A 17,887-nucleotide genomic window follows, 5' to 3' on the forward strand; every position below is an offset into this window, starting at 1 on the left:
GTTCATGAAACGTTCGCTGATGCGATGGGGCGGCGTGGTGTTGCTGCTGGCGTCCGCGCTGCTGTCGGGCTGCGCGGTGGGCTATCGGCTCGACAACGCGGTGCAGTCCTTCTCCAGCCTGCAGGCACTGCCACCGAGCCCGACCTATCGATTCGAATGGCTGCCCTCGCAGCGGGGCCGGCCCGAGCAGGTGGCGCTGGAATCCTTCGCCGACCAGGCGCTCTTCCAGGCGGGCCTGCGCCGCGACGATGCCTCGCCGCGCTATGCGGTGCAGCTGGATGCCAGCACGCAGCGCATGCTCTCGCCCTGGGCCGACCCCTGGCTCGGCTGGGGCGGCGGCTGGCACCCCGGCTGGGGCGTGGGGCTGGGCACCGGCTACAACCGCGGCCTGGCGCTGGGCCTGGGGATCGGCGGGCCGTTCTTCCCGCGCAACGACCAGATCTGGTACCACCGCGAGGTCCGCGTGCTGCTGCGGGACCTGCAGACCAACCAGGTGGTGTACGAGACCCGCGCGATAAACGACGGCCCCTGGCTCGACAGCGCGTCGGTGTTCCCGGCAATGTTCACGGCCGCCCTGCAGGGCTTTCCCACGCCGCCGCCAGGCGTGCGGCGCGTGGACATCCAGGTCGGCGGCAAGCAGGGCTGAGCGGGGCACTGCGGCGCGCCTGCCTAGAATGCACGGCCATGGAAGCGACGCGCATCATTGCCGTGCGGCACGGCGAGACCACATGGAACGTGGACGCGCGGATCCAGGGCCAGCTCGACATCGCCCTCAACGACCGCGGCCACTGGCAGGCGCAGCGCGTGGGCCGTGCCCTGGCGGAGGAGCCCATCGCGGCGGTCTATTCGAGTGACCTGCGGCGGGCCTGGCACACGGCCGAGGCCATCGGGCGCGCCGCGGGGGTGGCCGTCATGCCGGACCCGGGGCTGCGCGAGCGGCACTTCGGCCTCTTCGAGGGCAAGACCTTCCCTGAGATCGAGGCCGCCTGGCCGGAGCACGCGAAGTTGTGGCGCCGCCGCGTGCCCGACTGGTCGCCGCCGGAAGGCGGGGAGTCGCTGCTGGTGCTGCGCGAGCGGGTGCAGTCCACGGTCGGCCGCATCGCGGCGCGGCACGCGGGCGAGCAGATCGTGCTGGTGGCCCACGGCGGCGTGCTCGACGCGCTGTACCGCGTCGCCACCGGGCAGGCGGTCGATTCGCCCCGCACCTGGGAGCTCCTGAACGGCGCCATCAACCGCCTGCTCTGGTCCGCCGGGGGCCTGAGCGTGGTGGGCTGGTCCGATACCCTGCACCTGGAACACGACGCGATCGATGAGAACAAGCTATGAGCAGCTGAAGAAGCTGGTGGGGCAGGGCGTGGACGCCATCGACACGCCGGCGGCGGTGGTGGACCTCGATGCCATGCAGCGCAATCTCAATCGCATGGCCGAATTCGCGCGCAAGCACGCAATCCGCTGGCGTCCCCACGCCAAGATGCACAAGAGCGTGGCCATCGCCCGGCTGCAACTGCAGGCCGGGGCCTGCGGTGTCTGCGTGCAGAAGACGGCCGAAGCCGAGGTGATGGCAGCAGGCGGCATCACCGACATCTTCATCAGCAACGAGGTGATCGCACCGCACAAGCTCGCGCGGGTGGCGCTGCTGGCGCATCGGCTCGCGGCCGATGGCGGCCAGCTCGCCATCGCGGTGGACAGCGCCGAGGGCATCCGCCGCCTGGCCGAGGCCATGAACGCGGCGCGCGCGGACACCGGGGTCGCGGCGGTGATCGACGTGTTCGTCGAGCTGGATGTCGGTCAGCACCGCTGCGGCGTCGCGCCGGGCACCGCTGCCGTGGGCCTGGTGCACGAGATCCGCCGCCACCCGGCGCTGCGCTTCGCCGGCCTGCAGGCCTACCACGGCGGGGCGCAGCACCTGCGGGGGGCGCGCGAGCGGCGCGAGGCCATCGGCCTGGCTGCCGGCGCGGTGCAGGCGACACGCGCCGTGCTGGCCGCCGAGGGCATCGCCGTGCCCCTGGTCACCGGCGCGGGCACCGGGACCCTGGTGTGCGAGGCCGCGAGCGGGGAATGGGGCGAGCTGCAGGCGGGCTCGTTCCTGTTCATGGACGCCGACTACGCCGCCAACGAGCGCGATCCCGCGCAGCCGGCCTTCGAGCCGGCGCTCTTCGTGCGCACGCAGGTCATCAGCGTCTCGGCCACGCACGCGGTCTGCGACGCGGGCCACAAGGCCCATGCGATCGAGTCGGGCCTGCCGCGCGTGCACGGAGCGCCGGAGGGCTTGGGTTTTTTCAACGGCGGCGACGAGCACGGCATCCTGCGCGGCCCCACCTTGCCCCAGCTGGGCGAGTGCCTGTGGCTGGTGCCGGGTCACTGCGATCCGACCGTCAACCTGCACGAGCACCTGATCGGCGTTGCCGGCGGGCTGAAGGGCGGCGTGATCGATCGCATCCTGCGCGTGGATGCGCGCGGCGCGCTGACCTGAACGCCGCGGGCGCTCGGAAGGCGCCGTACCGCGCCGCACAGCAGCTTCGTTCAGTCGATGTCGTCCACCGTGTCGGGGTCGGGCACCTCGCCGGTGGCTTCGCGCGTGAGCCGTGATTCGGCGAGCAGCCAGTCGCGGAAGGCCCGGATCTCGGGCCGCTGGTCGCTGCGCGGGCCCAGGATCAGCCAGTAGGCCATGGGCGAATTCATGCGCAGCCCGGGCAGCGGCTCGACCAGGTCGCCGGTGGACAGGCTCTCGGCCACCATGGGCAGCCGGGCCAGCACCACGCCCTGGCCGGTCAGCGCGGCCTGCACCATCTGGTAGGCGTAGTTGAAGTAGAGCCAGCGCTTGGGCTGCAGGCGCGCGAGCTGCTGCTCCTCGAACCAGCGCCGCCAGGTGAGCCACTGCAGGTGCGTGCGGTGCGCATCGCCGGCTTCGATCAGCGCGTGCTGCGCCAGGTCGCCCGGCTGCTTCAGTGGCGGGCCGCTCTTGAGCAGCCAGGGGCTGGCCACCGGCGTGAGCTGCTCGCCGAAGAGGCGCAGCGCCTGCGCCGGCATGGTGGCGCGCGGCCCGTAGCGCAGGGCCAGGTCCACGTCGGCCATCTCGAGGTCCACCGCCAGGTCGCTCGCGTCGATGCGGATGTCGATGTCGGGGTGCTCGCGCTGGAACTGCTCCAGCCGGGGGATCAGCCACATGGACGCAAAAGAGGCGAAGGTGGTGAGTGAGACGCTCTTTCGCCCCGCGCTCTGGCGGATCTGGCGCACCGCGCCGTCGATGCGCGGCAGGCTTTGCGAGACGGCCAGCAGCAGCTGCGCGCCCGCGCTGGTCAGCTCCACCGCCCGCGTGTGGCGCAGGAACAGGCTCGTGCCCACCTCGTCCTCCAGGGCCTGGATCTGCCGGCTCACGGCCGACTGGGTCAGGGCCATCTCCTCGGCGGCGGCGCGGAAGTTCAGGTGCCGCGCCACCGCTTCGAAGGCGCGCAGGTGGCCCGCCGCGATCGGCCGGGTGCGCAGGTGGGTCTGGGAATGCTGCATGCGTGGATTGATGCGGTGAACGAATGAATAGCCTAGCTGCTATTCATTGGACTGCCAAGGCCAGGGCGCCCATCATGCAGGGCCGAACTTCCCCGCAGGAGCCTGCCATGAACCCCGCAAGTTTCCTTTCCGCGCATCAATCCAGCGCCTGCCCCGGCGCCTGGAAGCTGCCCGCCCGCCAGGCCATGAGCCTGCGCCCGCGCGCGCACGGCGTCCTGCGGGTGCGTCAAGGCAAGGTCTGGCTCACCTTGGGCGGCCCGGCCGGCGCGGCGCCCGACGAGCGGGCGGACCACGTGCTGGAGGCCGGCGAGCAGATCATGGTGCGGGCCTGGCGCCACGTGGTGCTGGAGGCCTGGCGCGGGCAGGAGGTCTTCTTCGACTGGGAGCCCTTGCCGCAGGCGGCGCCGCAGCCCGCCGCCGCCGCCGTGCTGGAGCCGCTGCGGGAACTGCGCGCGGCGGCGGGCCTCGCGGCCGCGGCCTTCGGCCGCCTGGTCGCCGGTCTCGCCCGGCTTGGCTGGGAGGTGCTGGGCGGCCGCCATAATGCGGCGGCCTTCCCGCCCCCTGCTTCATGGCCCGCCCCAAGTCCCAGCTCCACGACCTCAAGCGCGACGAGATCCTGGACGTAGCCGCGCAGTGCTTCGCCGAGCGAAGCTATGCCGCCGCGAGCATGAACGACATCGCGGCGGCCTGCGGCACCTCCAAGGCGCGCCTGTACCACTACTACGAGGGCAAGGAGGCGATCCTGTTCGACCTCCTGGACCGCTACACCCAGCGCCTGCTCGCGCTGATCGGCCAGACCGAAGCGACCGCGCAGCGGCGTGACCTGGACGACCGGGCGGCGCTGCACGAACTGGTGCGCGGCTTCCTGGAGGAGTACGAGACCTCCGCCACGCGTCATGTCGCGCTGCTGCACGACACCAAGTTCCTCGGCGAGGCGCAACGCCAGCTCATCATGGACCGCCAGCGCGACGTGGTGGCGGCCTTCACCCGCTTCCTGCGCAGGGCCTATCCGGAGCGCTTCGACGCGCGCAACCAGACGGCCCTCACCATGATGGTCTTCGGCATGATCAACTGGACCTTCACCTGGCTGCGCCCGGGTGGGCCGCTGAGCTATGCCGACTTTGCCGAGCAGGTCGTGCAGGTGCTCGACCACGGCATGAACGGGGCGATGCCCGGTTCAACAATGCGTAACTGATTACGCTTAGGTAAAATCCCGTCCATCTCGCGCCGCCGGCGCCTCCGAGGAGACACGATGTCCAAAGCCTTCGCCAGCCAGGCCGACCTGGCCGACAAGAAAATCACCTTCGAACAACTGAGCCCCCACTGCTGGGCCTACACCGCCGAGGGCGACCCGAACTCCGGCGTCATCATCGGCGAGAAGTTCATCATGGTCAGCGACGCCACGGCCACCCCGGCCATGGCCCGCGACCTGATCGCCCGCATCCGCGAGGTGAGCGACAAGCCCATCAAGTACGTGCTGCTGACGCACTACCACGCCGTGCGCGTGCTGGGCGCCAGCGCCTTCTTCGCCGAGGGTGCGACCGAGATCATCGCCAGCCAGGGCACGCAGGAGCTGATCGTCGAGCGCGGCAAGGAGGACATGCAGTCCGAGATGGACCGCTTCCCGCGCCTGTTCCGCAATGCCGAGAGCGTGCCGGGCCTGACCTGGCCCACGATGGTCATCGGTGGCGGCGACCCCACCCGGGGCGAGGTGCCCGGCAAGCTGGTGGTGGACCTGGGGGGCGTGAAGGTGCAGATCTGGCATCCCGGCCCGGGCCACACCCGCGGCGACACCATCGCCTGGGTCGAGGAGGAGAAGGTCCTGTACTCCGGCGACCTGGTGGAGTTCGAAGCGGGCGTGTACACGGGCGACGCGCACCTGGAAGAGTGGCCGGCCACGCTGGAGGCCCTGCGCGCGCTCAAGGCTGAGGCCATCGTCCCCGGCCGCGGCGAGGCCATGAAAGGCCGCTCGGAAGTCGAGCGGGCGCTCGACTACACCAAGCAGTGGGTCGAGACCCTGTACCGCTGCGCCTGCGAGGCGGCGGCGGCCGACATGGACCTGAAGCAGGCCATGGCCCACACCCGCAAGAGCATGGACCCGGTCTTCGGCCATGTCTTCATCTACGAGCACTGCCTGCCCTTCGACGTGAGCCGCGCCTATGACGAAGCCCGCGGCATCAAGAACCCCCGCATCTGGACCGCCGAGCGGGACAAGGAGATGTGGGCGTCCCTGCAAGACTGAAGCGAGCCCACCCCCGAAGCGCCTTCGGCGCTTCCCCCTCAAGGGGGCGCCACCAGCGGCCCGGCAAAGCCGGTTCCGCGGTGGCTCTGGACTAAGCCCCTGCGTGATGCATCGAAGGTGCAACTGGCGCCGTCTGGCGCGGCCGTAGGCTTTGGACCACAGCCGTCCCGGTCCTCGGCCGATGCCGTGCCCTGCGCGGCCGTCCTAGCCTGACCCGTCTTCGACGAAAGGGGACGGGCATGAGCACATCGAGATCCATTCCGCGTCTGTTGCAGCGTCGCGATGACTGGCATCGCGGCGAGGAGCCATGGCGGCCGGAGAGCGAGGACGGCGGCCGCATGGACAAGGGCGACCGCCGGCCGCAGGACGAGGCCACCAAGCCGTCCAAGGAGCGCGAAGTCGGCGACCTGGAGCGCAGCGAGCGCGAGGACCATGGCCGGGCGCATGCCGGCCACGCTCACGCTTAGAACCCACTCGAGGCGCTCGAAGCAACTCGCTCCCCCGCTGGGGGAGGGCAGGGGTGGGGGCCTCGCATGCCGACCAAACCACTTCTTGCGCAGCCCCCATCCCGGCCTTCCCCCAGAGGGGGAAGGTGTCTCCACTTGCCAAGGTGGTGTGCTCAGGCACCAGGGCGCATGCGGCGCGCGGCCAGCAGCCCCAGCGTCGCGGCGGCGCACAGCAGCACGGACAGCGCAGGCGCACCGCCCGCCGCGAGGATGGCGCCGCTGGCCAGCGGGCCCACCGTCCCCCCGAGGGTATAGCCGGTGATCATCGCGGCGGCGCCGCCCGCCACGGCGCGGCCCGAGAAGGCGTGGGCCACCTGCACCATGGTCAGCGTGTAGAGCGCGCCCCCCACGCCACCCCACACCGCGCCCGCGGCCCAGAGCACCCAGGGTAGGCGATCGGCCAGCGCCACGAGCAGGCTGGCGCCCAGGAGCAGCAGGCTGGCCGTCACGAACACGGCACGGGGGGCGAAGCGGTCGGCGGCCAGGCCCGCGGGGTACTGGCACAGGAAGCTGCCGACGCCGATCGCACCCGCCACGCTGGCCGCCGCACCCAGGCCCAGCCCGCCCGAGGCGGCATAGGCCGCACTGACGGAACTCAGGCCGGCCTCGAAAGTGCCACCCACGAAGGCCAGGGCCGCCAGAGCGGGCACCGCCCGCAGTGCATGCCAGGTGCCGGCCTGCCCCGGCGGCGGCTCCTGCACGTGGTGGTCGGGAATGGTGAAGGCGATGAGGCAGCACGCGGCCACGAGTGCCGCGGCACCGAGCAGCAGGGCCTGCGGCGGCGCGCCGACCAGGCCGGGAACGAAGGGGCCGAGCGCGAAGGCCGCGCCCATGCCGGTCTGGTACAGCCCCATCACCCGTCCGCGCTGCTCGGGCGGCGCCTCGCGCGCGAGCAGGGCTTCGGTGCCGTTCCACAGCCCGGCCACCGCGATGCCGCCCGCCACCGAAGCGGCCGCCCAGGTCCACAGCCCGGAGCCGGCCACATAGCCCAGCGCCGCCAGCAGCTGCAGGGCGCTGCCCCAGCGGTACACACGCAGCACCCCCCAGTGCGCCAGGAGGCGCGGCATGGCGGGGATCAGCAGGGCCACCATCAGCAGCGGCAACATGGCGAAGGCACCGATCACCGCCGTGCTGTGGCCGGCCCGCTGCAGCAGCACCGCCAGCAGCGGCGCGGTCATGCCGTAGGCCAGCACCATCAGGGAGGTGGCCATGGCGAGCCGCCACACCACGGCCATGCGCGACGGCGCCGCCGGCCCGGGCTCGTGTGCGATGCCCACGCGCGCGGTCGCAGCGGACGGGCGGCGTGCGCCGTTGTCGGGGCGGATGGCGGTCACGGACTGACGGACAAGGCGAGCAGGTCGGCGCGCCAGTCGCGCAGCCGCTGCACGGCGTGCTGCCGCTGGTCGGCGCTGGTGGTGTTGTGGAGGGCGGCGAACACTGCGCAATTGTCCTCTCGCATGGCGCGCGCATCTTGCCGCCAGGCGCCGTCGGGCGATGTGTCGAAGCGTTCGACCAGGCCCTGCAGCATCCGCCTTGCCTCGGCCGGATCGTCCGCCTGGGCGCGCACGCGGCGCAGGGTGTCGAGGGTGTCCGCCTGGCGGCGGCGGCGCTCGGCGAGGATGCGCTCCGGGTCGAAGCGCGCGGCCTGGAGCCGCTCGCGCAGCAAGCGGCGCTGCGCCGGATCGAGCCGCCCGTACAGCCGCTTGGCGTGTCCTTCGAACTGCTCGACGCGCCGGTCCAGGCGCTCGGCGGCGCTGCCCTGCAGCCATTCGCGGCGGAACTCCTGCGCGGCGCGGGCCTGGCGCTGCGCCAGGCGCTCGAGCTGTGCGTCCTGGAGCGTGAGCGCGACGCGCAGCACCGCGGGTTCGGCCCGCGCGGCGAGCGCCTCGATGCGGTCGCGCACGGCCTCGGCGACCGTGCAGGCCTGCTGCGCGCTCAGCTCGCCGCCGGCCATGCCTTCCATGCGGGCCAGCAGTTCGGCGGCCCGGGGCAACTCCACCTCGCGGTGCCAGCGGTGCAGCTCCTCCAGCGCCTGACGCACCTGCGGCGCCTGCTCGTCGTCGAAGCCCAAGTAGCGGTCCAGCCACAGGTAGGACAACTGCGGCAGGCTGTTGTAGCCGAGCTTGAGCGCGCTGCAGCCCGCCAGCAACAGGCACGCGAACAGCACGCCGATAATCCGTCGGCCGAGTTGGAGCGCAGGGGTCATGAAGGAAGGACGTAAGGGAATGTCAGCAGTCGACGTGGTGGTCATGGCCGCCGGAAAGGGCACGCGCATGAAAAGCCGCCGGCCCAAAGTCTTGCATCGATTGGCCGGCCGCGCTCTGCTCGATCGGGTGGTCGAGTCCGCCGGCGGGTTGCAGCCGCGCCGGCTGGTGGTGGTCACCGGCCACGGCGCCGAGGAGGTCGATGCGGCCGCGCGGCAGTTCGCCGCCGCAGCCGGCGTGGCCGACTGCCGCACCGTGCTGCAGTCGCCGCAGCTGGGCACCGGCCACGCCGTGCAGCAGGCGCTGCCGCAGCTGGGCGAGGACGGCGTGTGCCTGGTGCTCAATGGCGACGTGCCGCTCATCGAGGCCGACACGTTGCGCGAGCTGGTGCGTGCCTGTGGCGGCGAGCGGCTGGCCCTGCTCACGGTGGACCTGGCCGATCCCACGGGCTACGGCCGCATCGTGCGCGAGGGCAGCCAGGTGCGCGCCATCGTGGAGCACAAGGACGCGAGCGAGGCGCAGCTCCGCATCGCCGAGGTGTACACCGGCTTCATGGCCGTCCCCAATCGCCTGCTGCGCGGCTGGCTCGGGCGCCTTCGCAACGACAACGCGCAGGGCGAGTACTACCTCACCGACGTGGTGCAGCTCGCCGTGCAGGACGGCCAGCCGGTGGTGGCGCTGCGCACCCAGGACCCCCTGCAGGTCGAGGGCGTGAACAGCCCGCTGCAGCTCGCTGCGCTGGAGCGCGCACTGCAGCGGCGCCAGGCCGAGGCCCTCATGGAGGCCGGCGTGCGCCTGGCGGACCCGGCCCGCATCGACATCCGCGGGCGCCTCGCCTGCGGGCAGGACGTGGAGATCGACGTCAACTGCGTGTTCGAAGGCGAGGTGGTGCTCGGTGACGAGGTGCGCATCGGCGCCAATTGCTGGCTGCGCAACGTGCGCATCGAAGCCGGCGCGGTGCTGCTGCCCTTTACGCACATCGACGGCGAGCGGGCCGGCGCCTCGGTGGGCGAGGGCGCGAGCATCGGGCCCTTCGCCCGCCTGCGCCCGGGCGCGCACCTGGGCCCCGAGGTGCATATCGGCAACTTCGTCGAGGTCAAGAACAGCACCCTGGGCCGCGGCGCCAAGGCCAACCACCTCGCCTACCTGGGCGACGCGCAGGTCGGCGAGCGCGTGAACTACGGCGCGGGCTCCATCACCGCCAACTACGACGGTGCCAACAAGCACCGAACCGTGATCCAGGACGACGTGCACGTGGGCAGCAACTGCGTGCTGGTGGCGCCGGTCACGCTGGGCGCAGGGGGCACGGTGGGCGCGGGCTCCACCATCACCAAGGACACGCCGGCTGGCGGGCTGGCCGTGGCACGTGGGCGGCAGGCGCACCTGGCGGGGTGGCAGCGGCCGAAGAAGGCGCCCAAGTAGGGCCGCGCCTCAGGGCCGCCGCAGATCCACCCGCGGCGCGAACTTGCCGCGCTTGACGGAAAAGAAGGCCTTGACGTTGCGCACGTTGGCGTCGCTGGTGAGAAGCCGCTGCTGCAGCGCGAGGTACGCCGGCATGTCCGGCACGCCGACGATCAGCACGAAGTCCGGTCCGGGCGAGACGCGGTAGCACTGCCGCACCGCATCGTCCGCGACCACGCGGGCTTCGAAGGCCGCGAGCGCTTCCTCGCCCTGCCGGTCCAGCGTGACTTCCACGATGGCTTCCAGACCGTGGCCGAGCTGGGCCGCGGCCTTCTGCGGGTTGATGAGCGCCACCTGTTTCTCGATCCAGCCGCCCTCCCAGAGCCGCCGCACCCGCCGCAGGCAGGTGGGCGGCGACACATGGACCCGGCGGGCCAGTTCGAGGTTGCTGAGGCTGGCGTCGGATTGCAACAACTCCAGCAGCTTCAGGTCCGTGGCGTCGAGCAATTCTTCGTTGTCTTGCGGCGTCATGGCGGAACTTTATTCCATTCGAACTCCGGAGTGAAATAAAAGATCATTCGTGCAGCAACTGAGAATCCATATTTCACATGGCCGCGCCTAGAGTCGCATCCCATTCAGGAGCTTTCCCATGTGTGGCATCGTCGCCGCGGTCTCGGACCGCAACATCGTCCCCATCCTCGTCCAGGGCCTGCAGCGGCTGGAATACCGCGGCTACGACTCCTGCGGCGTGGCCGTCCATGCCGGAGGCGGCCTGCGCCGGGCGCGCAGCACGGCACGCGTGGCCGAGCTGCTGCAGCAGGTGGAGACCGAGCAGATCGACGGCGGCACCGGCATCGCGCACACCCGCTGGGCCACGCACGGGGCGCCGGCCGTGCACAACGCGCATCCCCACTTCAGCCATGGCCGCGGCGACGAGGCCGGGCAGCGGCCAGGCCGCATCGCGCTGGTCCACAACGGGATCATCGAGAACCACGACGAGCTGCGCGCCGGCCTGCAGGCCAAGGGCTATCACTTCTCCAGCCAGACCGACACCGAGGTCATCGCGCACCTGGTGGACAGCCTCTACGAAGGCGACCTGTTCGAGGCCGTGCAGTCGGCCCTCACGCGCCTGCATGGTGCCTACGCGATCGCGGTGTTCTGCAAGGACGAGCCGCACCGCGTGATCGGCGCGCGGGCCGGCTCGCCGCTGGTCATGGGCGTGGGCCAGGACGGGCGCGAGCACTTCCTCGCCAGCGACGCGATGGCGCTGGCCGGCGTGACGGACCAGATCGTCTACCTGGAAGAGGGCGACCTGGTGGACATCCAGCTGGGCCGCTACTGGCTCGTGGACCGGCGCGGCGACGCGGTGCAGCGGCCGGTGCGCACCGTGCAGGCGCATAGCGGCGCCGCCGAACTGGGCCCCTACCGGCACTACATGCAAAAGGAGATCTTCGAGCAGCCGCGCGCCATCGCCGACACGCTGGACGGCATCCAGGCCGTGGTGCCGGAGCTGTTCGAGGCCTCGGGCAACCATGCGCCGGGCGAGGGTGCGCACCGCGTGTTCAAGGAGGTCGATTCGGTGCTGATCCTGGCCTGCGGCACCAGCTACTACGCGGGTTGCACCGCCAAGTACTGGCTTGAAGGTATCGCCCGCATTCCCACGCAGGTCGAGATCGCCAGCGAATACCGCTACCGCGACTCGGTACCCAATCCGAACACGCTGGTGGTCACCATCACCCAGTCGGGCGAGACCGCCGACACGCTCGCCGCGCTGCGGCACGCGCAGTCGCTGGGCATGCGCCACACGCTCACCATCTGCAACGTGTCCACATCGGCCATGGTGCGTGAAACCACGCTGGCCTACCTCACCCGCGCCGGCGTGGAAATCGGCGTGGCCTCGACCAAGGCGCTGACCACGCAGCTCGCGGGCCTGTTCCTGCTGACGCTGGCCCTTGCCCAGGCCAAGGGGCGCCTGACCGAGTCACAGGAAGCCGCGCACCTCAAGGCCATGCGCCACCTGCCGGCGGCGCTCTCCGCGGTGCTGGCACTGGAGCCGCAGATCATCAGCTGGGCCGAGGACTTCGCCAACAAGCAGAACGCCCTGTTCCTCGGCCGCGGCCTGCACTACCCCATTGCGCTGGAGGGGGCGCTCAAGCTCAAGGAGATCACCTACATCCACGCCGAGGCCTACGCCGCCGGCGAGCTCAAGCACGGGCCGCTGGCGCTGGTCACGAGCGAGATGCCGGTGGTCACCGTCGCGCCCAACGATGCGCTGCTGGAGAAGCTCAAGAGCAACATGCAGGAAGTGCGCGCGAGGGGCGGCGTGCTCTACGTGCTGGCCGATGCCGACTCGCGCATCGAAAGCCAGGAGGGCATCCACGTCATCCGCATGCCCGAACACTACGGGCCGCTCAGCCCCCTGCTGCACGTGGTGCCCCTGCAGCTGCTGGCCTATCACACGGCCGTGGCGCGGGGCACCGACGTGGACAAGCCGCGCAACCTGGCCAAGAGCGTGACGGTGGAGTAGAGGCATGGAACCGGTTGCCCGTGGCGAGCCGCCCGACCTGCCGCCCGAGCCGGGCGCCGAGTGCCTGGCGGGGGACTGAAGGCGCCGCCGCATCGGCCAGGTTTGCCGCGGCTCATCCGTAGAAACCCTGGCAAGACAGCGCACCCCCCGCAGGCGCGACCATGGCCTACAGCCGCGGCGCGCGCCGTGCGGATACTGGCGCGACCATCAACCGATCGACGGGAGTTTTCATGATTGCCGTTTCGCGCAGGAAACGTGGCGTGCCCAGCGCGGGCGCGCTGGAGCGCAGCGGAGACGACGCCTCGGCCGACCGCGCCGCCGCCCATTCGGGGGCGGTGGTGCCGGAGCGTGACGAGCGCAAGCTGCGCAAGGACAAGCGGGCCGTGCCGCACGACAAGCCCGATGCCGGCAAGACGACGCGGCTCGGGCGCAAGGTCGAGAGCCCCGCCAGCATCAAGACCGCGGGGCCGAGCGGCCAGCGCGGCGACACGCAGCACCAGAAGCAGCACACCAACAAGTGAGAGGGTGCGTGGCCGGTGCGCCCGGCCACGGCTTCTCAGTGCGGTGCGGTGCCGGCGCCCGCGCCGTTGAGCGGGCTGGTGAACATCGCCTGCCAAGCCTGGAGGAAGGGCGCGGCCGGGGCCATGGGCGTGGCGGAAGCCGCCGCCTGCGGCGCCTGCGCGGGGCGCATCAGCTCGTTTTGTGCCTTGAGCGAGGCGAGCATCAGTTCCTGCGCGTACTGCGCCAGGTCGGTCATGCCCGAGACCACCATGCTCGACTGGATGCTCATCACCTCCATCGGCGAGCTGGCGTTGCGAAGGCGCTCGGCCATCTGTTCCTGCAGCACGGCGGCGCGCTGCAGCATGTGTTGCTGCGCCTGCTGGTAGGTGTCCAGCGCGCGCAGCATGGCCGAGGCCGTGGCGGCCGAGGAGGCGAGCTGATGGCGGGCGGCGTCGGTGACGGTGTTCTGGGCACTGCTCGCGTCGGTTTCGGTGCTTGCGCTCTCGCGCGAAGTGCTTCGGGTGGCCATGGGGACTCTCCTGGAAGTAGGTGAAGCTGCGCCGGGTCGCAAGCCGTGGATGAAAGTTTGCGGCGCCGGGCGAGTCTAGGCGCCCTGTTCCTGACGGGTGGCTCAGCAAAGCGGTGTTGCCCGCGTAGCGATTGGATGCGCCTTACCCCGGCGGGACGCCCATGGCGTCGAGTGCCGGACGCAGCGCCGCGCGGCGCTGCTCGTAGTCGGCCCAGGGCTCGTTGCCGACGGACAGGCGCGCGTCGATCGTTCCCACGGTCCAGTGCGCCCCGCTCTCCAGTGCTGCCAGTTCCTCCCACCCCACCGGCACCGAGACCCCGAGCCCGGGCCGGGCGCGGGCCGACCAGGCGCAGGCCGTGGTCGCTCCCCAGCCATTGCGCAGGTAGTCGATGAAGATGCGGCCCACGCGGTTGCGCGGCCCGCTCTTGACGACGAAGCGGTCGGGCAGGGTGCGCGAGAGGTGGGCGACCACGGCCTGCGAGAAGGCCTTGACCGTGTCCCAGCCGAACTCCGGCGCGAGCGGCACCACCACGTGCAGGCCCTTGCCGCCGCTGGTCTTGAGGAAGGCGGTCAGCGCCAGTTCCTCGAGCACCGCGCGCACCAGCGTCGCGGCCTCCTGCACCTGCGCCCAGGCGACGCCTTCGCCCGGGTCGATGTCGAAGGTGACGCGGTCCGGATGGTGGATGTCCGCGGCCACGCCGTTCCAGGTGTGGAACTCGATCACGTTCATCTGCGCGGCCGACAGCAGTCCCTCGGCCTCGGCGACGGCGAGGAGTGCGGGATGATCCGGGTCGATGTCCCGGGGCAGGTCCACGATGCCGGCCAGGCGATAACGCTCCGTGTGCTTCTGGAAGAAGAGCTCGCCGTCGATGCCGCCGGGGGCGCGCACCAGGGCGACGGGTCGGTCCAGCAAGTGGGGCAGCATGTGCGGTGCCACCTGCGCATAGAAGCGGACCATGTCCAGCTTGGTGGTGCCGGTGGAGGTGTCCACCACGCGTTCGGGATGGGTCACGCGCAGCGTGGCGGGCAGCGCGATGGGCGCGGCCGTTTCAGCCGGTGCGGGTCCGCGCCGGAGCCTGGACGCGCGGCCCTTCGAGGCTGGCGCGGGCGGGGACGGCCGCTCGCGCGTGATGGCCTGCGGCGGCTTGTCGCTGCGCAGGCCGTGGAAGACGGCGTGGCGCACGCGGCCTTCGCGCGTCCATTCGGCGAAGGCCACTTCGGCGACCAGCTCGGGGCGGACCCAGTGCGGCTTGCCCGTGGGCTGCGCGTCCGCGGCGAAGGGGGACTGGCGCGTGCCCAGGCCCTCGAGCCGCTCGCGAAGGTCCGCGAGCGTCTCCTGGTCGAAGCCGGTCCCCACGCTGCCCGCATAGCGCAGCGCGCCGTCCTCGCCATGGACGCCAAGCAGCAGCGCACCCAGGCCCGTGCGCGAGCCCTTGGGCTCGGTGTAGCCGCCGACGACGAACTCCTGGCGCAGTCCGCACTTGAGCTTGAGCCAGTCGCTGGAGCGCTGGCTCGCATAGCGCGAACCGAGCCGCTTGGCGATCACGCCCTCCAGGCCCAGCTCGCAGGCCGAGGCCACGACCTGCTGCGCGGGGGCGTCGAACTCTTCGGAGAAGAGCACGCGCGGATGCGGCTTGCGCGTCACGATCCGCTGGAGCACCTCGCGCCGGTGCTCCAGCGCGGCACCGCGAAGGTCATGGCCCGCGCACCAGGGCAGGTCGAAGAGGTAGTAGACGATGTCCTTGATGCGCGGCGTGTCGAAGGCGCCCTGCAGCGCCTGGAAGTCGGCCGGGGCGTGCGTGCCCGGCATGATGATTTCGCCGTCGTACCAGCCGTCCGGAAGCGCCATGCCCTCCAGCCACTCGCGAAGCGGCGCGAGCCGGCGGGTCCAGTCGTTGCCGTTGCGGGTGAAGAGGCGCACCGCACCGCCCTCGGCGCGGGCAAGCAGGCGGTAGCCATCGAACTTGATTTCGTACAGCCAGGGGCCGTCCGCCGGCGGCGGCGCCTCGGCCAGCACCGCCAGTTGCGGGGCGAGGGCGGCGGGCAAGGGCGCCGCCTTCGCCCCCGGAGGCGGCCTGTCGGTGGGCGCGGGATCGCGGCCGGCGCGTGGACGCGAGGCGCCTGGCGCAGGTGTCGGCGTCGGAAGGTCCGCCAGGTGCTGCACGCTCTCCGGGCGCTCGTCGACGATGCTGTACTCGGCGGCGGGGCGCGCCCGTGCATCCCGCTCCTTGATCAACAGCCACGGGTCTGTGCGGCCCTGGCCCTTGCCCTTCATGCGCACCAGGGTCCAGGCGCCTTGCAGCTTGTGCCCGCGCAGCTCGAACTTGAGCTTGCCCTGGGCGTAGCCTTCGCGCGGGTCCTGCAGCGGATGCCAGCTGCCCTTGTCCCAGATGATGACCTTGCCCGCCCCGTAGTTGCCCGCGGGGATCTCCCCTTCGAAGGCGTTGTAGGCGATGGGGTGGTCTTCGGTCGGCTGCGCCATGCGCTTGTCGGCCGGGTCCAGGCTGGGACCTTTGGGAACGGCCCAGCTTTTCATGGTGCCGTCCAGCTCCAGGCGGAAGTCGTAGTGCAGCCGCCGCGCCCAGTGCTTCTGGATCACGAAGGCGCGCGCGGCTTCGTTCGCCGCCCCACCTTCGGCGGGTTCGGGCGTGCGGGCGAAGTCGCGCTTGTCTCGGTAGGTCTTGAGCGCGCTGCGGGTGCGGTCGTCGGCCACGGTCTCACAGCGGCGGGCCGGCGCGGCCGGCCCGCCTGCCTGGCTCAGCTCTGGGCGCGCAGCTGGTCGCGCAGTCGCTTGACCTGGTCGTGGTTGCGCTGCACGCCGTCGCACTGGCGCTGGACGAGTTCACGCACCGGCTCGGGCAGGGGCTTCTGCAAGGCCTTGCGGTAGCGGGCCAGGGCATTGTCCTCACCGCGCTCGGCCTCCTCCAGCATGGCCTTGTCGTCGTAGCTGGTCATGGCCGCTTTGGTGGCCACCCAGCCGCGATGCACGGAGCCGAGCATGCTGCCGCCGTCGGGCACCTCGCCGCCCAGCCGACGGATGTGGTCCTGCAGCTGCGTCGCGCCGCGCCGGCAGTCTTCCGCGCGCTCGCGGAACATCGACCGCAGGTCTTCCCGCTTGGCATGGTCCGCGCATTGCTGGAAGCCGTACTCGCCGTCCTTGCAGGTTTCGATCAGGTCCTTCAGGACCTCGATCGTGTCCTGCGCGCTGCCCGAGTCGTGGCGCGAGCCCTGCTGCATGCCGCCGACGGAGCCTGCCGCGCCGTGCACGCCGGTCTCCGACGACGCGTCGTGCATGCGCTCCGCGTGCGGGTCGCGGCCCGTGGAGGCGGCCTGGGCGGTGCGCACGTCGGCGGCGGCGCCCGGCGAGCCCATGCGGGTGGACGTGTCGGACTGAGTGGTGCCCATGTCGTGGCCGGTCATGGTGCCGGACGAATAGCTGGAGTCCATGCCGCTCGTGGCGCTGAGGGTGCCGCCGGTCATGGTGCTGGTCGCGCCCATGCTGCCCCAGCCCATGCTGCCCGAGCCGACATTGGTCGTGCCCGTGCCGGTCGATTGCATGTGGGTGGTTTCGTCGCGGTGGTGGCGGCCCTCGAAGCTCGCCTTGTCGTCCTCGGTCACGCCGGGGCCGCCGGTGTGATAGCTGGAGTCGCTGGACACCATGCCGGTGCCGTAGTGGGACAGGTCGCCGTCGGGCCGGTCGCCGCGATGGCGCGGGTCCTCGCGGTCCGGGGCGGCGGAGCCGACAAGGGTCGTGCCCGTGCCGGTCGATTGCATGTGGGTGGTTTCGTCGCGGTGGTGGCGGCCCTCGAAGCTCGCCTTGTCGTCCTCGGTCACGCCGGGGCCGCCGGTGTGATAGCTGGAGTCACTGGACACCATGCCGGTGCCGTAGTGGGACAGGTCGCCGTCGGATCGGTTGCCGCGGTAGTGCGGATCGACGCGGTCCCAGGCGGCGCGGGTGGCCGGCTGGGCCGCCTTCCAGTCGAGCGAGGAGCCGCCGCGGCGCCTCTCCCATTCCGAGGCGAGATAAGGCTCGGCCTCGTCCCAGTCCTGGTAGCGGCTGCGTCCCTCCAGGCCGTGCCGGTAGGCGGGCCCGTAGTCGTCGAAGCTGCGGCCGCTCTGGTAATAGGGCTCGTGCTCGTAGTGCTCGCGCCAGTGAGCCTCTTCGGCCGAGGGGTTGACGGCTTCGGCGGCGGCCCGGCCGGCCAGGCCGCCGATCACGGCGCCGACCACGCCACCCACCGCCATGCCCACCGGGCCGCCCACCACGCCCGCGGCCGCGCCGGCCACCGCGCCACCTGCGGCGCCCACGCCCGTGCCGACGGGGTGGGACCCCGGTTCGTCGTTCAGCGGATCGCGATTGAGGTCCTTGTCTTCTGCAGCCATCTCGATGCTCCTTCGGGTAGTCATGGGTTCTTGCACGCGTCGCACCCGCAACGCGCCGACCCGGCTCGATCGATGATGGACCGCACC

At 71.5% G+C, this 17,887-nt stretch carries 17 protein-coding genes; 10 read left to right on the top strand and 7 right to left on the bottom strand.

The window, feature by feature from the left end; all coding sequences use genetic code 11:
* Positions 1-4: 4 nt before the first annotated feature.
* From EZ242_RS10480 to EZ242_RS10490, 3 genes are read left to right on the top strand one after another with little or no spacing between them, the layout of a single operon-like run.
* A complete protein-coding gene (locus EZ242_RS10480; RefSeq protein ID WP_240787049.1) occupies positions 5-646 on the top strand; it encodes a DUF4136 domain-containing protein in 642 nt (213 codons plus the stop codon).
* Between the two features lie 38 nt (positions 647-684).
* Positions 685-1,326: a histidine phosphatase family protein gene (locus EZ242_RS10485; protein WP_135285114.1), complete on the top strand. Its 642-nt coding sequence runs from the start codon at positions 685-687 to the stop codon at positions 1,324-1,326.
* Complete coding sequence (locus EZ242_RS10490) at positions 1,310-2,473, top strand: DSD1 family PLP-dependent enzyme (protein ID WP_135285115.1); 1,164 nt, start codon at positions 1,310-1,312, stop codon at positions 2,471-2,473. The genes EZ242_RS10485 and EZ242_RS10490 overlap by 17 nt, the downstream gene beginning before the upstream one ends.
* A 50-nt stretch (positions 2,474-2,523) precedes the next feature.
* On the opposite strand, the gene EZ242_RS10495 is transcribed toward EZ242_RS10490, so the two are convergent.
* A complete protein-coding gene (locus EZ242_RS10495) occupies positions 2,524-3,507 on the bottom strand; it encodes a LysR substrate-binding domain-containing protein (protein WP_135285116.1) in 984 nt (327 codons plus the stop codon).
* Between the two features lie 107 nt (positions 3,508-3,614).
* On the opposite strand from EZ242_RS10495, the gene EZ242_RS10500 reads away from it, so the two are divergent.
* From EZ242_RS10500 to EZ242_RS10515, 4 genes are all read left to right on the top strand, one after another.
* Positions 3,615-4,133: a DUF2917 domain-containing protein gene (locus tag EZ242_RS10500; protein WP_167784708.1), complete on the top strand. Its 519-nt coding sequence runs from the start codon at positions 3,615-3,617 to the stop codon at positions 4,131-4,133.
* Entirely contained in the window at positions 4,076-4,702 is a 627-nt protein-coding gene (locus EZ242_RS10505) for a TetR/AcrR family transcriptional regulator (protein ID WP_135285118.1), read from the top strand. The genes EZ242_RS10500 and EZ242_RS10505 overlap by 58 nt, the downstream gene beginning before the upstream one ends.
* 57 nt (positions 4,703-4,759) lie before the next feature.
* A complete protein-coding gene (locus tag EZ242_RS10510; protein WP_135285119.1) occupies positions 4,760-5,749 on the top strand; it encodes an MBL fold metallo-hydrolase in 990 nt (329 codons plus the stop codon).
* Positions 5,750-5,988: 239 nt separating this feature from the next.
* Positions 5,989-6,216 (top strand): hypothetical protein, encoded by a 228-nt coding sequence (locus EZ242_RS10515; RefSeq protein ID WP_135285120.1) that lies wholly within the window; start codon positions 5,989-5,991, stop codon positions 6,214-6,216.
* Between the two features lie 152 nt (positions 6,217-6,368).
* Here EZ242_RS10515 and EZ242_RS10520 read toward each other — a convergent pair whose 3' ends face one another.
* Together EZ242_RS10520 and EZ242_RS10525 are read right to left on the bottom strand one after the other, a co-directional pair.
* Positions 6,369-7,589 carry an MFS transporter gene (locus EZ242_RS10520; RefSeq protein ID WP_135285121.1) on the bottom strand — a complete coding sequence of 407 codons (1,221 nt, stop codon included), beginning with the start codon at positions 7,587-7,589 and terminating at the stop codon, positions 6,369-6,371.
* Positions 7,586-8,461 (bottom strand): DUF6279 family lipoprotein, encoded by an 876-nt coding sequence (locus tag EZ242_RS10525; protein WP_135285122.1) that lies wholly within the window; start codon positions 8,459-8,461, stop codon positions 7,586-7,588. The genes EZ242_RS10520 and EZ242_RS10525 overlap by 4 nt, the downstream gene beginning before the upstream one ends.
* Positions 8,462-8,480: 19 nt before the next feature.
* Between EZ242_RS10525 and glmU the strand changes: the two genes are divergently transcribed.
* Positions 8,481-9,881 (top strand): bifunctional UDP-N-acetylglucosamine diphosphorylase/glucosamine-1-phosphate N-acetyltransferase GlmU, encoded by a 1,401-nt coding sequence (gene glmU / locus EZ242_RS10530; protein WP_135285123.1) that lies wholly within the window; start codon positions 8,481-8,483, stop codon positions 9,879-9,881.
* A gap of 9 nt (positions 9,882-9,890) precedes the next feature.
* On the opposite strand, the gene EZ242_RS10535 is transcribed toward glmU, so the two are convergent.
* Positions 9,891-10,391 carry an Lrp/AsnC family transcriptional regulator gene (locus EZ242_RS10535; RefSeq protein WP_135285124.1) on the bottom strand — a complete coding sequence of 167 codons (501 nt, stop codon included), beginning with the start codon at positions 10,389-10,391 and terminating at the stop codon, positions 9,891-9,893.
* Between the two features lie 118 nt (positions 10,392-10,509).
* Between EZ242_RS10535 and glmS the strand changes: the two genes are divergently transcribed.
* Positions 10,510-12,387: a glutamine--fructose-6-phosphate transaminase (isomerizing) gene (glmS, locus tag EZ242_RS10540; RefSeq protein WP_135285125.1), complete on the top strand. Its 1,878-nt coding sequence runs from the start codon at positions 10,510-10,512 to the stop codon at positions 12,385-12,387.
* Positions 12,388-12,647: 260 nt separating this feature from the next.
* Positions 12,648-12,908: a hypothetical protein gene (locus tag EZ242_RS10545; protein WP_167784709.1), complete on the top strand. Its 261-nt coding sequence runs from the start codon at positions 12,648-12,650 to the stop codon at positions 12,906-12,908.
* Between the two features lie 35 nt (positions 12,909-12,943).
* Here the strand turns inward: EZ242_RS10545 and EZ242_RS10550 are convergent, their stop codons facing one another.
* The 3 genes from EZ242_RS10550 to EZ242_RS22395 form a co-directional block, all read right to left on the bottom strand.
* Positions 12,944-13,417, bottom strand: a complete 474-nt coding sequence (locus tag EZ242_RS10550; RefSeq protein ID WP_135285127.1) for a phasin family protein — start codon at positions 13,415-13,417, stop codon at positions 12,944-12,946.
* A gap of 142 nt (positions 13,418-13,559) precedes the next feature.
* The gene (gene ligD, locus EZ242_RS10555) at positions 13,560-16,130 is read right to left on the bottom strand and encodes a DNA ligase D (RefSeq protein WP_135285128.1); all 2,571 of its coding nucleotides are present in this window, start codon (positions 16,128-16,130) and stop codon (positions 13,560-13,562) included.
* Between the two features lie 44 nt (positions 16,131-16,174).
* Positions 16,175-17,800 (bottom strand): ferritin-like domain-containing protein, encoded by a 1,626-nt coding sequence (locus tag EZ242_RS22395; protein ID WP_240787050.1) that lies wholly within the window; start codon positions 17,798-17,800, stop codon positions 16,175-16,177.
* Between the last annotated feature and the right edge of the window lie 87 nt (positions 17,801-17,887).

This window comes from Ramlibacter rhizophilus, assembly GCF_004681965.1.
Classification (GTDB): domain Bacteria; phylum Pseudomonadota; class Gammaproteobacteria; order Burkholderiales; family Burkholderiaceae_C; genus Ramlibacter; species Ramlibacter rhizophilus.